Here is a 14,654-nt window from a genome sequence, read left to right on the forward strand (position 1 = left end):
CTTCTTCAGCCTCACACTCAATACAGATCGCTGGTTCGAGAAAATTCTAAGTACTGACTTCTACAGATGAGCGATCCAAGATTGCCATCACGTCGCCGATCTGTAATTCAGAAATTCGGACGCGGAGTCGTTCCGGATTGAAGAACACGACCTCAGGATCGTAGCCGTCTGCACCTTGGAACTGCTCTGCGCCCTGGATGTCCGATAAGGTTCCATACTCGCCGTGCGGGTCGAACACGAGCAGTGATGCACGGGCGCTTGGCCGCATCATCTCCTCGATGAGGACAGACGCAGTGTAGGATTTCCCGCTGCCAGTCGATGCGAGGATCGCCAAGTGCGTCGACGCGAACTCCTCGATCGGGACGTGGATGTTTGTCGCCTGTTTTTCACGATTTAGTAGCCATCCAATGTGTGCCACTCCCGGGAGTTCCGTGACATCCGTTTCGACGGTTTCGCACCCGAGATTCGGAAGAACGGTTTCGAGTTGATGATCAGGCGCGATTGACAGCGGCGTCCCGGGATCAGGGAGTTGCCGCGGATTGGCAAATGTCGTCATATTGGTATCATAGTACCCGATGACCGTCGCAGTCAACCGGTACAGCTCTGTATCATCGCTCGGAATACCGAGTGTCGCGGCGACTGTCTCCGGACCAACGTCCGGGTCAGCAAGGAACCCGTCTGGAAGCCCGCGAATGAGTTCCCGATTCGTGACGCGTGCAAACACCGATCGGTTCTCGCCATCAACCGGAACTGTGTACGTGATGAACTCGCCCGTCTTAATCGACCGGTCTGACGGAGTAACGAAGACGAATTCATTCGGATCCTCGCCTGGTCCAGCGACGGTTCCAATCACGGTGGCTCGTCCCGCCATTAGACCACCCCGCGGCGTTCGTGCGCCTGCCATTGGATGTTCTGCTCAACCACGTCTAACACGCGCTGGTTCGTGTCATCGTCAGGCAGCGTGTTTCGGAGCCGGTTGATGAGGGCAACAATGACTTCTGCGCCGAGATCGCCGGCGATGTCGACGAGGCGGTCGATGTACGCTAACTGGAGTTGCCCGTCGACGGTGTGGAACTTCGCTGTGAGTTCGTCCGGACAGTGGAAGACGGTATCCTCGACTTCCAGCGTCCAGCGCGGCATTTGATGTGACGGGTCTGCAATCGTCCGGTCGTCGGTGATCGTCGCCGTGCCGAGTAGGGCCACACCAGCGAGTGTCGTGCGTTCCTCGATGTACCCTGGCGTGAACTGCGCCTGATCGTCCTGTGCTAATCGCGGTCCAGTCCGTCCCTGGTCAGGGTCGACCAGTTGCGTGTCGTAGATGACGCCCATCACCGCGTGTTCAGTGCCGTCAATCGTCTTCTTGATGAACACCGGCTGGCCGAATTCCCGCTCGTGGAGTTCGGGGGGCCGGTCACAGTCTCGTTCTTTGAACACCTCGACGACGTAGTCCAGGTGGCTATTCGAGGAGACGATACTCCCGATGCGAACGCACGAATCGACATCTGTGGTCGGCGTCTCTTCCGTACTGTCTGTCATCGAATCACTCCCGTAACTGGGTTCGTTGGTCGAACGGACTGTGCTGCTGTCGAACGTGGTGCGGTGAGAGATGTCATCGGCGGCGTAACTCCTTGCTCAGGGCTTTGGCGTTCCATTCGATCGGTACGTCATTCGATTCGGCCCACCGCTGGACGATGCGGTGGAACTGCTGGCGATCCTGATGATCCAGCACGGCATCGCTATCGGCTTGCTGCAGGATTTCCGGGTAGCCGCGTCCGATCCCGGCTTCTGCGCGAACGATTTCAACAGTGTACTCGTACATCGACTCGTATCCGTCGGGACCGTCGCGGCGACACAGCCAGCCCGGGAATTCAATCCGGTCGAGTCCAGCACCCGGCGGCACGTTCAGGTACGAAAACAGGATGTCGTCCCGGAATTCGTAGGACTCGCCTTGATACGTCGTCTGCAGCGCGTCCACGCTCCCATCACGCTTCGAGATGAACGGAATCGTCGTGTCTCCCCACGGGCTCATCAACTCAGTCAGGACGTGCGCGTCCGGGATGACACGGTCAGATTCAAATTCGTCGCGTAGCAGGAGCCGCGTCATCTTCACCAGCTCCGTCGCGCTTGACCCCGCCACGTACCCGACCAGCGGGATCTCGTGATGATGGCTTGCCGCAATGATGCGACTCAGCGTCGAGATGTACCGTTCGCGCGTCTCCGGCTTCAATGGGTTTGCGAACGACGCGATTAGCGGTCCATCGTAGAACACGACCGGTGTCTGCTCAATCTCACCAGCATCACGGGCATCTGCTAGGTCAACGATCTGCTCTATCAGGAGTTGTCCTTCGTGCTCGAATCGGTGATGGCCGACGAGTTGTGAATCGACAAATCGGTAGTCCCCATCGTCGGATTCCGTCGTGACCTCATCAGGCGTCAAGAGTCGTCCATCGACACCTCGGTCGAGTCGGCCGTCCGGATGGTGATGATTGATTGCCCACGCTGCTTGCACGTACGCCAGTGGGACGTTGAAGCTGGTCGTCGGCGGGAGCTGTGACCCGTCGACCGCCATCGCCGGCACATCTCGAAGGATTTCGCGGGCCCACGCGTTGACTTCCTCGTGGTTTTCCCAGCCGTCACTCTCTGGATGCGGGACGATGATGCTCTCTACGTCATCGAACTCCTCGGTCGGGTACGCCCCCGGGTACGACGTGTCTTGGAGTTCCGCGTGAATCTCACCGCTCGTCCATTCGACCGGCAGCCGCTGGAACGCGTCCTGATACCGCTCGACGATCCCCGTATCGTCTTCGAGATACGCCTGAATCGTCTCGACGTTTGATTCCAGTTCGGCAGCGACACCGTGTTTGTCGATCGGCATTAATTCACGCTCACCTCTGAGGTCTGCCGGTCTTTCTCGACGGTGATCGTGTAATCCGGCATCGAATCGAACGTCTCGTCGTGACTGATGACGGTGAGTTGCTCGAAACTATCCAGTTGCTTGAGCTGCGTGACGAGGTTGCGTTTCTTCTGCCGGTCGAGATTCGCTGTGGGCTCGTCGAGGAACGCGATGCCGACCGATGCTAGTTGTTCCAGAATCGCTAACCGTACTGCGAGTGCCGCCGCCATTTTCTCCCCGCCACTCAGTGTGGAGAACGACTTACGAACATCTGCATCGTGGACGACGATTTCGTAATCACTCGTCCATTCCAGCGTCTCCGCAGATGCCCCGCGAATCGACCGGAACAACTCGTTAGCCCGTTCACCGATCCGGTCGGTGATGATTTCCCGCATCTTCGGCCCGGCTTCCCGGACATTCTCCCGCACCCACTCGGCAAACTGCTGATCGGCTTTCAGCCCCTTCAACTGTTGGAGTTTTTCTTGGCGCTCGTCCAGCTTCGACTCTAACTGGTCGATCTCGGCACGCGTCTCTTTCAGGTTCTGCTGTTTCTCACCAAGGGTTCCTTTGGCTTGGTCGATTTCGCTTCTAAGGTCGTTGATCACCGATTCGAGTGTCTCCAGTCGCTCTTCATCGAACGATGATTCCAACTCCTCTAATTCCTCTTCCGTCTCGTCGAGTTCCGCTTCGAATTCCTCAAGTTCACCTTCTAGGCGTTCGACCGTTTCCTGCCGCTCTTCGACTTGCGAAGCCCGCTGCTCGTGCTGCAGATACGTGTTATACCCCGACTCCGTCTCCGCAAGCGTCTCCTCGACCTCTACCAACTCCTCATCCAATCCCTCGAAGGCTTCTAAATCGTCTTCAATTTCTTCAAGCACCGCCTGTTCGTCTTCTAACTCAGCCTGCTTTTCCTCTAACTGATCAGGCACGTCAGAATGATCTTCAACTCGGAACTCAGCAGTCTGATACTCGTCGTATGCGTCCTCTAAGGCATCTCGCTCGGCTTTCAGCTCCGGTAGCTCTTCCAACTCGTCTTCCAACTCTGACAGCTCCGCTTCCGAGGTTTCCTTCTCCGTCCGCAGCTCATCGAGGTTACCTTCTAGCGATTCGATTTTCTCCCGGTGAACAGGCAGTTTATCAAAACGCTGTTTTACGTCCTTCGCTGCGTCGCGCCGCTCACGCAACTCATCCAGCTCTTCTGAAAGGTTAGTGCGTTCTGCCTTGATTTCCCCAATGCGTTCTTCACGCTGCTCAATCGTCTCCGACCGGTGTTCTTCGTCTAATGGCCGGTCACACGTCGGGCACGGTGCATCGACTTCGGTGTCACGCAACCGTTCTAACTGCTCTTCCAACCGCTCACGCTCGCTCGCAAGTTGCTTCCGTCGCGCCTCTCGGTCGTTAATCTCCTCAGAGATGTCATCCGGATCCGTCGTCGCTTCCCACTCATCCTCAATCTCCGCAATTGTCTCTTCAACCGACTCAATCTCACCCTCGATCTCTTCGATCTCCCCGGCTAACCGCTCGATCTCTTCTTCTAGTTCCTCGACATCATCTTCACGATCCTGCAGTGAGTTAATCTGCTCTTCAAGTTCCTCATACTGCTCTTTCTCCTCTTTATGCGACTCCAGCGTCTCCCGCGCGTCTTCCAACTCCTCTAGGTCCTCTTCGAGCTGTTCCACTTTGAGCTTGATTTCCGTGATTTCCTGTTCTTGCTCAGTTTTTTGCTCTTTTAGCCTGTCTCGCTCTGCCTCTCGTTCTTCTAACTCTTCTTGACGTTCACGGGCTTGCTTGTATTGCTCGTACTCCTCACGATTCTCCTCGCATTTCTGCTGAGCCTCTTCGGCATCTGCGAGCTCTCGTTCTGCCGTTTCTAACTCTCGCTCAGTTGCCTCGATTTCTTGGTCAAGCGAGTCAATCTCCTGCTGGAGCTGCTCGATTTCCTCTTTGGTTTCTGTCAACCCATCGTACTCCTCTTCCTTCGCCGACAGCTCACTGGTTTTCCGATCAATTTCTGACTGAAGCTCGTCCACCTGATCATCTAGTGACTCGGCTTTCGAACGTTCGTCTGGTAGATCCTGGACCGCTCCAGTTAGTGTGTTAATGTCGCCCCGGAGATCCTGCTGCTGCTTCTTGATCGCATCCGGCACGTCCTTCAGCACATTCCACGAGTCTTCGTACGCGTCCAGATCCAGCAATGCATCGAACGTCTGCGTTCGATTCGCCGCGGTCTGCGCGAAATCCGAGAGGAACCGCGTCTGCGGGACACCGATACACGACTCCCACAGGATCCGCAACTCATCACCATCCGCAACATCGAACCGTGCACACAGCCAGCGAATCAACTCTGATTTAGAATCAATATCCTGGTCGATCCACTCGTCAGCCTCGAATTCATACCGATGCACCGCGTAACTCGACCGGCCTGCTGACCGTGTGACTCGGAACCGCTGGGTTCCGTCGGCCGTATCCTGCTCGAAGGTCACCTCGACAGTCCCCGCACTCTCGCCTTCTCGGACGAAGTCCTTGTTATTGAACGGCAGTGAGTCGAACAACGTGAACCCGATCGCTTCCTGGATCGTCGATTTCCCCGCACCATTCTCACCGAGAATCGCTGTAACGCCACCCTCAATCGGTACGACTGTGCGACCCTCATAGGACTTGATGTCCGTTAACGCAACCTCTATAATCCGCATTATTCACTCACCCCCACTGCATCATCAGCCTCTGCAGGCAACTCACCATCTACCGCCTCTCCCGATGACTCTACACCTTCAGTATCGTCGAATGGATCCTCGTCTATGTCCAGCACGACATCGTCAGCTAACTCCGGGAACAGGTCTCGCCGTGCTGAACTGATCGACTCTTGGATGTCCTCGACTGCTTCTTCAGCCTGCGCCATTTGATGCGCGTTGCCGAGTACATCAGCGACATCCGACGCGTGCTCAGCATATATCGATTCCTTGGCGATCGTCTCGAACACCCGGTCTTCTAACACTGCCGTGTTCAGTTTCCCATCCTTGAACACGTCTTCCTCATCGATTTCCGAGATGAGTTGCTGAATGTTCGCCGTTCGAATCCCCATATTCACCTGCACATACAACGCGTCCCACGTCTCTTCGAGCCAGGCAGACAACTCGTCTGTTCGGAAGTCCCCGCGACTGAACTGCAGTGTCCCGGTAAAGCGGAGATCGACAATTGGCGCTCGCGGCTCATCGTTCGCCGTGAACCGCTCCTGCGAACAGTATTCGGTCATCGCGGACTGCTCGTCCTGACCGTGATTCTTGAACGCCGTTTCAAGCTCTCCTGGGGACTCGTGTGGGGTCACATCGAACTCAAACCGGTAGTACGGCCGGCGCTTCGTTGGGTGATGCGCTACGTCGAATCCGACCGCGCTACTACCCGATACCGATCCGTCGGTGTCGAGCGTAATCGAGTAATACCCGTGCTCCCAGTCATCTCGGCCTTCCCGCGTGTTGTGTGCCTCTGGCGAACCGGGATTGTAGATCCAATCAGCCGCCTCGTACCGTTTGTGGATATGTCCGAGTGCCAGGTAATCGACCTGCTTTTTCACGTCGCGGAGCTCCGCGTGCGTCACCGTCCCGCCAAGCGTCGGTACCTCATCTTCCATCCCGAAATGCGCGAGAAGCACGGTGAATGCCGGCTCACCGTGCATCTCATTCGTCTCCTGGATTCCGTCCGCTACTTGCTGGAGTGCTTGCCCGGTCTTCGCACCGCGCCACTGCAGCCCGAACACGCGTACCGGCCCGTCAAACGCGTCAACATCGATGTCGTAGAACCCAGCTGACTGCCCCGGTTCGTTCGGCTCATACGGGTTGAACCACGCCGTCTCCGGATCCGCAGTCAACTCAGCCTGCAGGAACACGATGTGGCCCCGCTGGTGCAGGTAATTCAGCCATGTCACCTCTCGTGGCGTCAAATTCTCATCGTGATTCCCACGCGACACCAACACCGGAACGTCGTCCGGCACGCGCGCCAGTTCCTGCTCCGTCTGATGCAGTACCTTGGGGCGAAGATCCCGCGAATGGAACAAATCTCCGGGCAATAGAATCGCATCAGTGTCGTGTTCAGTGATTATCTCATCGAGTGCTGTCCGCAACGTCGATACCATATCATCTTCGCGCTGTTTTACGCCGTACTGTCGATGGCCGAGGTGTGTATCCGCGATGTGGGTTAGTGTGAGCATTGTTTGCTGAATCGAGTAGAGTCACTTGTCCGCTCTGTCCGACCTGTCAATCCCCATCCCTGAAGGTTCGTGAAGGTATGTGGCCGTCCGGTTCTTAAATGCCAGTCACGCAAGGTGAAAGTGAACGGCAACTGTATGGGAATACGGATGCCCTATAGAATAGCTACCTCTGAAAGTGAATATTTGCTCAAAACGTATACGGAGTTGATGTTTCCGGAGAACACCAATACTTGTCCATATCTTTCGAGAAAGTGATTTCACAGAGACCTCAAGACCCAATATCCGGTTGTTCTGGGTACTCAATAATACGAATTCCTTCCTCAACGTCGGGTGACTCTATATCAAGAGCGTCGGTGAACAACAGTCCTCGCACGGTAATCGACTCTAACACATGCTCCATATCCTCAACGTAATCTTGATTCCCATCCGCGTGTCTCACGAACGCCATGTACTCCAGTAGCTCGCGCAACCCCGTCGCTACGTAATCGGTATCCTGCGTGTACTTCACCTCTCCAATAAACACGTCTTCAACCACCCACTCCTCGTCAGCACTTTTTTCGAACCGTTCTAGAACAATATCAGGACGCCCGCCCCACAGTGAATCACTCCCACCACGACCCAGTAATTCCTTTGACAATGACTGCCACCGGGTCAACACCTCATTTAATCGGAACAGATACCCATCTGAGTCGATTTTCTGAGCTTCCAATTTCTCATGGAATGTGAGTGCTTCTCCTGTCGAATCATGCGACAGAACAAACCTTGATTCGTCCTGCTCCCACTGTGCAACTGTAGAAGGGCTTTCCCGCCATTCCGCCAACACACGGTATTCAGCGGAGTCAAATGTGTTGAGCAGACTGAAAACCCAGTACAACTCGAACAGTGTCTCCGTTTTCTCCGGCGCGATAATTGTGTGGTTCAAAATATCCCGCGCCTCTTCAGCATCAAGTTCGTGCCGCATCAACTGTCGGTACTGATCCAATAACTCTGCTGCCTCTTGGTAAAAGACCGATCGAGAACGCTTTACAGACTCGATAGTCCGATCTGTTACTTCCCCCTCATCGACGCTGATCCGTTGTAAATACACATTCCGATCGTATATCCGTGTCAACACATCAACTGCTGATTCTGCATCCCGACTTGATGATCCATCAAGCGGCGATGTCCACGCTGACAACCACTCATACCCCTCTGGATTCTCAACCGCGTATTCGAGATCTTCGGTTACGATCTCGCGGGTTACGGTCAACAATCGTTTTAAAACAAGGTTCTCGTCGATATTATAGTATTCTTCCGGCTCAGAGCACACGAACACCGGCTCATCCAACCGACCCTTCCGTGCCCTCGACTTGACTGTTCCTTGCCAGTCAATCCGCCCACGGACCTCTCCGCGGTATTCACGCGACTGTGGAGCCGTCGTTGTCTTCATCTGTCTCACCCGATCCTCAAGCTGTCGCATAAAATCCAACACTCCAACTGACCTCTCCTCAGTAGATTCAGTCAACACAAAATGCACACGCAGCAGCGTCTCAATATCATCAATATCTAAATCCGTGTGCGCAGATCCGATTACCCGCTCGAACCGCACACCACGACGTAGAAACGTATGGAAATCATCCGCCACCGCTTCCAGTAACTCTTCGGAGCTCGCCTTTGCCATACTCACTCACCGGTGTCACGCTGCAGATTCACTTGGTAGAAATCCTGCGCAACTGTCCACAGTTCGTCCGTGTCCCCATCGACAATTGTATCAAGTTCTCTGAGAACTTGCTCTAACTGGTCTCGTCGCAATCCTTCCAACTGAGGAAACACGTACATAATAAGCGGCGACACGTAATCAGGATCCGTACTATCGGAAGTCCCGGCCACGTGTTCGTACACATCCTCGACGATCGCTGGTCCAATCGCCCGTTCTTCATTCACAGCGCGCCACAGTCGTCCGATTGTCTCATACTCATCGTCATCATCCGGCACCTCACCATCGTTCCACGCAGCAACATACTTTTTAACGAGTTCAGCCAAGTCCTCACCATCACCATCCCTTTCTGCTGGGAACTCTGGAATCCCGACAGGAATAAACGCCCATCGCCGCATAAACGCATAGCTCATCTCATATAGTGAAGTCTTATCCAACGTATTCATCGTCGCAAACATCCGCCAATCCTCTGGAATGAAGAACTTGTCCGGCTTTACCTGCTCGTCGCTTCGTGAAGCATCGAGAATCTCGATTGGATCACCGCTTGACCCGTCGAACGGTAATGTCACGCTCTCGCCCGTCAACGCCGAGAACAACGATCCAAACGCCTTGTCAATATCTGCCCGATTCAGTTCGTCGATTATAAGCCACTCGTTTGCTGGCGTCCCATCCGAGTCACCCTGGAACCGATCCAACACCACACCAGGCTGGAATTCTAACTTGTTCTCTGCTGTTGTCTGATACCCGCCCACTGTATCAAACGTCGACCAGTCCGCCGAGGCCGTCACTAACTCAAACTGGTCAGAGCCGACTGTCTCCTTACATACTTGTCGAGCCAGTTTGGTCTTCCCGGTTCCCGGTGGTCCAAACAATAACACGTGGTTCCCAGCCGCCAGCGCTTCTGTCACGCGGGAACTGATCCGTTCCCACTCCTTCTCACGGAAATACAACCCATCTCGTTCTACTGAGATCTCATCAGCAGGTACTGAGAGTTCTTCAGTAAAATCAGCGTATTTCGTCATCTTTCCTATCTCCACAATCCGCCGATACTCTTGCTCGGTCAGTTCCGTCACAACGAACGCATTATCCGACTCTACAACCCGGCATCCGGTCAACTCGCCGTCAGCTGTCACTTCACTCCATGTCGCACCGTCCAGTGACTCGACCCACCGAAGCGTAATTCCATCAACAGCCTCACCATCACTCTGTTCCCTCTCATGGAGTCCTTCCACCACCCGAGCACGTCCAACAATCTGCTTTTCTGGCGACAACTGGTATATTAGTACTTCATCCCCAGCGCGAGCCCGTTCATACGCTTCAACGTTCCGTCGTAATCCACCATCAGAACCAGTTGTGCTGTAAAACACTTCCTCACCTTCCTCATGCCAATGTGCCTTCGATGCATTTACCCAGAAATACCGGGTTGTCGATTCTTGGTCTACGATTGTCCGGTAATCTTCACCTGTAATTTGAATGATTGAATGTTGCTGCGAGATCGAACTTTCTAGCTCTCCAATAACCGAGGTAAATTCGACTGGTTCAAACTCAGTATATCCTTCAATTTCAGCGAAACAGTGCGTGTCACCGTCACGATCTTCCTCAGAAATATCGACAACACGGGCTGTCGCGTATAACTCCCCATCTTCCAAAAAGACGACTTGTGCCGTGTTCGCTTCGTATAACCGACGTGTGCCTGGATTCCCAAGCTTGAAATGATACTGTTCAGTCACATCGTCTTCCCACTCGTCACTTCCCGTCTGGAGAATAAAATACGAACGAGCTGCGTACTCTATGCTTAGGCCTTCAAGCTGTTTTAGTGCTGGAAGCACTTCGTCAGAAACCCGCTGAGTGAGGTTTGTTCTGAACTCTTCGAATGAACTGTATCGAGCAATCGTCTTCGTATGGAATTGATTCGAGCTCCAGTTACTAGTGTCGATCGCGTCGGCTACTTCCCGAGTGAACACCCAATCAACATGCCGAATACTCGGGTTCTTTTTTGATTCGCCGTTATTGGTGAACTTGATTTCCCGATCTGTTCCCCCAACGTATTCGAATCCGTCCGGTGAGGCAACCCCGATGCCGAGTAATGTATTATGTCCGCCTTTTGCAATAATTATATCTCCTGGCTCAATCGCATTAGCGAAATCTGCCGGTTGAGTGTTTAAATCGTCCGAATGTCGTTTCTCCGGTGGAATATCCCAACCAATCGAAATGATGTTTCTCTCTACCCAAATCGGCCAGAGTACTTCAGGGAACGAATACTCCGTCCGCCCAGGTTGTACCTGCCACACCTCACGGTCAATATCTTCTCGAAGAACCCTCGTCCAGATCTCACCGTCCGACTGTATCCAGTGCAGGAAGTAATCCAACTCCCGGAGATGCTTCTCGAATGAAAGGGCCTCACGTACATCTAAAAATGATTCACGCTCATCCAAGTACTGACTCAAATTTTGACTAACAGTCTCGCCAGTTACTAATTCCATCCCGGCACATGATCGTCCATTAATCACCGGAAACGTCTCAGGTGCTAAGTAGTGAAAAATCGGAGAGATACGTCCGGATTGCACACCATAGAACTCAATTCCCAAAATATCATGTACAGCATCAACCAGTTCCGACTCCGCCTCATAATCAGCAACAATTCGTGAGAAACACTCGTGAAGTTCGCGCTCCAACTCCGGGAAAACCTCATCCTTTCCACCTACATGAATCGGGGGATCACTCATGCTTTTTCCGACGCTCCCAACAGAATCGTCAATAATCCCAACTATCCTCTCAGTATCATCATCTGGCAGCCCTAATTCTCGGACTAGATCCCGTTTCTCATCGGCAGAATACCCGTCAGTACAGTTCTGACATAAGTGATACAGGGTCTTCAACTCCTGATCCCCAATCCGGTCTCGATGGTTTACCAAACTCTCTACCGTTTCTCGAACCACACGGGTTGTCCGTTCGGCAGCATCTTTGAGCCTCGACCAAGATGGGGAGTCCCGTTCTCTATACCGATTAACGAGAAAGAGTCCTCGGTGATATGATTCTCCTTCAGAATTGAACATATCTCATACTGTTAGACGGCCCTCAAAAAATTATCTCTCAAATATCTTATATTTATCCTATGATAACGAGGCGGTGGCGCAGAAGTCTGCTCACATCTTGTACTGCCGAATCTCTGTTTTTCAGTGGTGGTGGATTCCACGGCGATGTAGAACGGACATCGATCCAAATCACCCGTCTATTTATTTGGGTAGTGTTATCGAAATCCAGCGAGTTAGACCTTGAGAACCATTCTGCACCACCAGCGACCATAGAATACTCGTGACGTAACGGCTGTGAAAACTTCCCAATTCCCGGTATTTCTCATCACACCCATCCGAGTGATTCGTTATGCTGTGCCAGGTACGCAGGAGCAATACTGTCGTCAGGAATTAGGACTCGTTCACCGGCTTGATCAAGGATCGTTCGCTGCAACACTTCGCTCTCCGTCTCGAATGAGGGGTTCACTCGTAATCGATACTCCTGGTCAATCGTGAATAGCGCTCTATCGAATGCTGCGTGATGCGTCTTGCTCAACGGCAACACGTTCGATAGATCGGCCCGATGCTCTGGGTAATCACTCCACGATAAGACGTGAGCGACATCCAGCAACCCAGGATGATCCACGCCTGACACCGGGCACGTCCGATTATATCGTGACAGCACCGTCACCCGAAACTCCGGATCAACCGACCGTGCCTGCACTGTTGTCTCGTACACACCAGCCATCATCGCATCATCCGTCCCCTTTGGTGTCCATGCCGTGTTAGCCCACTCAGCGACCGCCGCATCAACGAACTGGTGCCCAGCATCGGTCAACGCGTACTCCCCATCTTGTTTCTCGACGAGTCCCATACTCCGCAGCCAATTTACCCGCTGCAACGCCATATCCGTCTCCCCACGACTCCACCCCAATTCCGGATGCGTATCCAGTTGCTGGCCGCTAATCTCCTCAATCGTCATCGGCCCCGCAGCCAACGCGTACATAAGACTCCGCAGCCCGATATTTCGCTCACACATAATCCGCAGCAACGTCTCGACATCGTAATCTTCGACGTACTCACGGCCCGCCTCACCCAGCACCCAGCGCTTCCCATCCTGCTGTATGAAACCCACTTGCTTCAGATACGAGACTCGCCGCAAAATCGAATCACGGCTCGACACCCGATCAAAGGTTCCGCGATGCCATCCGACGAGCTCGTCTGTTGTAGGGTTGTGCGACGCAACGAACTCTAGAACCGCATTCAGTGTCTCGATGTAACTCGTTCCCCCACCGAACATCGGAACAATACTTCGAAGCCGATCCGGAGTCATAGACCCAAAATGACAGAGTCAGCGTATGGATCTTTCTCCGATACCGGAGTTCAACGGAGTAGTTAGAGTCCGTAATTAGATCACTACTATCCTGATTCCCCGATCGGGGGTCGCAAATCTCGACGACGGAAATCCATCGTCTCACCGGTTTCCAATTTAACTCGATAGAGGCGCGAATCACATGCCTCACCGGTAACTTCATCTGCGTCATCCGTCAGTACTGCCAGAACGCGACCGTGATCACCGTGGTACGCCTCATAGTCCGGATCCGTCTCATCAGGAATATCAATCCGGACACGATCTCCCTTCGAGAAATCCTGCATTATCAGATTCAACAGTGTCGATGAATATCAGTTCCCGGGGACTCGATACAGGAAGAATATGACGCGTTTCTCCAGCAAAGAACGAACTGGGACTACTCAAAATTCATCGAGACGAACTCGTCGAGATAGTTCAGCACGTTCAGAAACACCGTCGTAACCCTGTTGCCGGCACTGATTACCGTTCACGCAGTCCACCGGAGAATTCACCGGCAGGTTCCTTCCCAAACACCTCTCGATACGTCTCTTCGAACACGCCGTTGATGAGTCGGGTGAAGTCGCTTGGCTCGGCACAGAATTCGGCTACCGCAGTATCGAGCTGGTCGAAGTAGGAGCTCGTGAGATTCTGTGGGTCAAGCGGGTAGTTCTTCACAACGAGCGCTGAGGCACTTCCCAACCGGAACTCATCAACATCGATCTCAGCCAGTGACTCCTCAATGTCCTCAGCACGTTCAGTACACTTTCTCGTAAACACATCGTTGAACGACTGGCCGTCATGTCGTTCCTCTGTATGTACGTTCCGTTGCGGTGGGAGCCGCAGCCTGAAACTAAGCGTCTGATCCCGGAGTTGCGCGGTCGTCGGTGAGTGCCGGAAATACAATTGGATAGTGCTGTCTCTATTGAGTGGATCTTGATCCCAATACGTTGGCAGAATCTTCTGCCACTTCGGGTTGCTCCCACTCGATGTCTTCCACCCCGAGTTCTCGAAGTCGTATTTTTTGCTGAGCGGATTCACCCAACTGTCTTTCAAATAGGTGCTGACATCTTCGAAGTCGCTTTCGAACTGGCTATTCGCCTGTTCGACCTGTTGAATCAGATCGCTATGCTCGAAGTACAGGTGCAGGCGTTCGTTGAGCTCGTCTTCTTCTATGGGTGAGTCCATATTCTCTGTCTCCTTCAGTGACTGAATGAAGTCAGTGAACTGAATAACACTACGATTGGGGTACTCAAAAAGCGAATCCTGGGTTTCGGCTTCGAAACTCTCCACGAGATCCGACCACGAAACCGTCTCGAAGGTTCCGGTCTTGTCGTCCGGGGGCGAAGCAACGTCCCGCTTCACGTACACGTACTTGATCGCATCTAGTTTGTTGACTTCTATCGTGTTTGCGTCAAACCAGAGCGTGTCATAGAATCCATCTCATAGCTTCTCGCAGCCCGGTTCGTTTCCTCGCTCGTAGTTGGTGATGGCAACAA

10 protein-coding genes are annotated in these 14,654 nt (G+C 53.4%); all 10 read right to left on the minus strand.

Going from position 1 to position 14,654, the window contains the following annotated elements; translation table 11 throughout:
* Positions 1-46 precede the first annotated feature (46 nt).
* The 10 genes from KM295_RS16940 to KM295_RS15735 all read right to left on the minus strand — a co-directional run bounded on the left by KM295_RS16940 (position 47) and on the right by KM295_RS15735 (position 14,520).
* A complete protein-coding gene (locus KM295_RS16940; RefSeq protein WP_256031086.1) occupies positions 47-853 on the minus strand; it encodes an ATP-binding protein in 807 nt (268 codons plus the stop codon).
* A gap of 17 nt (positions 854-870) precedes the next feature.
* Complete coding sequence (locus tag KM295_RS15695; RefSeq protein ID WP_256031089.1) at positions 871-1,536, minus strand: DUF8166 family protein; 666 nt, start codon at positions 1,534-1,536, stop codon at positions 871-873.
* 73 nt (positions 1,537-1,609) lie between these two features.
* The gene (locus KM295_RS15700) at positions 1,610-2,875 is read right to left on the minus strand and encodes a DNA double-strand break repair nuclease NurA (RefSeq protein ID WP_256031091.1); all 1,266 of its coding nucleotides are present in this window, start codon (positions 2,873-2,875) and stop codon (positions 1,610-1,612) included.
* Positions 2,875-5,586, minus strand: a complete 2,712-nt coding sequence (locus KM295_RS15705) for an AAA family ATPase (RefSeq protein WP_256031092.1) — start codon at positions 5,584-5,586, stop codon at positions 2,875-2,877. Before KM295_RS15705 ends, KM295_RS15700 begins: the two co-directional genes overlap by 1 nt.
* Positions 5,586-7,097: a metallophosphoesterase family protein gene (locus KM295_RS15710; protein WP_256031094.1), complete on the minus strand. Its 1,512-nt coding sequence runs from the start codon at positions 7,095-7,097 to the stop codon at positions 5,586-5,588. The genes KM295_RS15705 and KM295_RS15710 overlap by 1 nt, the downstream gene beginning before the upstream one ends.
* Positions 7,098-7,365: 268 nt before the next feature.
* Entirely contained in the window at positions 7,366-8,757 is a 1,392-nt protein-coding gene (locus tag KM295_RS15715) for a hypothetical protein (protein WP_256031095.1), read from the minus strand.
* 2 nt (positions 8,758-8,759) lie between these two features.
* Positions 8,760-11,732: an AAA family ATPase gene (locus KM295_RS16945; protein ID WP_256031097.1), complete on the minus strand. Its 2,973-nt coding sequence runs from the start codon at positions 11,730-11,732 to the stop codon at positions 8,760-8,762.
* A gap of 421 nt (positions 11,733-12,153) precedes the next feature.
* Positions 12,154-13,140 (minus strand): HNH endonuclease, encoded by a 987-nt coding sequence (locus KM295_RS15725; protein WP_256031107.1) that lies wholly within the window; start codon positions 13,138-13,140, stop codon positions 12,154-12,156.
* 86 nt (positions 13,141-13,226) lie between these two features.
* Positions 13,227-13,463: a DUF8139 family protein gene (locus tag KM295_RS15730; protein ID WP_256031108.1), complete on the minus strand. Its 237-nt coding sequence runs from the start codon at positions 13,461-13,463 to the stop codon at positions 13,227-13,229.
* Between the two features lie 175 nt (positions 13,464-13,638).
* Complete coding sequence (locus tag KM295_RS15735) at positions 13,639-14,520, minus strand: hypothetical protein (protein ID WP_256031111.1); 882 nt, start codon at positions 14,518-14,520, stop codon at positions 13,639-13,641.
* Between the last annotated feature and the right edge of the window lie 134 nt (positions 14,521-14,654).

Origin of the sequence: Natronomonas aquatica (assembly GCF_024449025.1) — an archaeon.
GTDB classification, from domain to species: Archaea; Halobacteriota; Halobacteria; order Halobacteriales; family Haloarculaceae; genus Natronomonas; species Natronomonas aquatica.

Coding starts and splice junctions, on each gene's coding strand:
- KM295_RS15695 (WP_256031089.1), bottom strand. CDS start 1,536: ATGACAGACAGTACGGAAGAGACGCCGACCACAGATGTCGATTCGTGC.
- KM295_RS15700 (WP_256031091.1), bottom strand. CDS start 2,875: ATGCCGATCGACAAACACGGTGTCGCTGCCGAACTGGAATCAAACGTC.
- KM295_RS15705 (WP_256031092.1), bottom strand. CDS start 5,586: ATGCGGATTATAGAGGTTGCGTTAACGGACATCAAGTCCTATGAGGGT.
- KM295_RS15710 (WP_256031094.1), bottom strand. CDS start 7,097: ATGCTCACACTAACCCACATCGCGGATACACACCTCGGCCATCGACAG.
- KM295_RS15715 (WP_256031095.1), bottom strand. CDS start 8,757: ATGGCAAAGGCGAGCTCCGAAGAGTTACTGGAAGCGGTGGCGGATGAT.
- KM295_RS15725 (WP_256031107.1), bottom strand. CDS start 13,140: ATGACTCCGGATCGGCTTCGAAGTATTGTTCCGATGTTCGGTGGGGGA.
- KM295_RS15730 (WP_256031108.1), bottom strand. CDS start 13,463: ATGCAGGATTTCTCGAAGGGAGATCGTGTCCGGATTGATATTCCTGAT.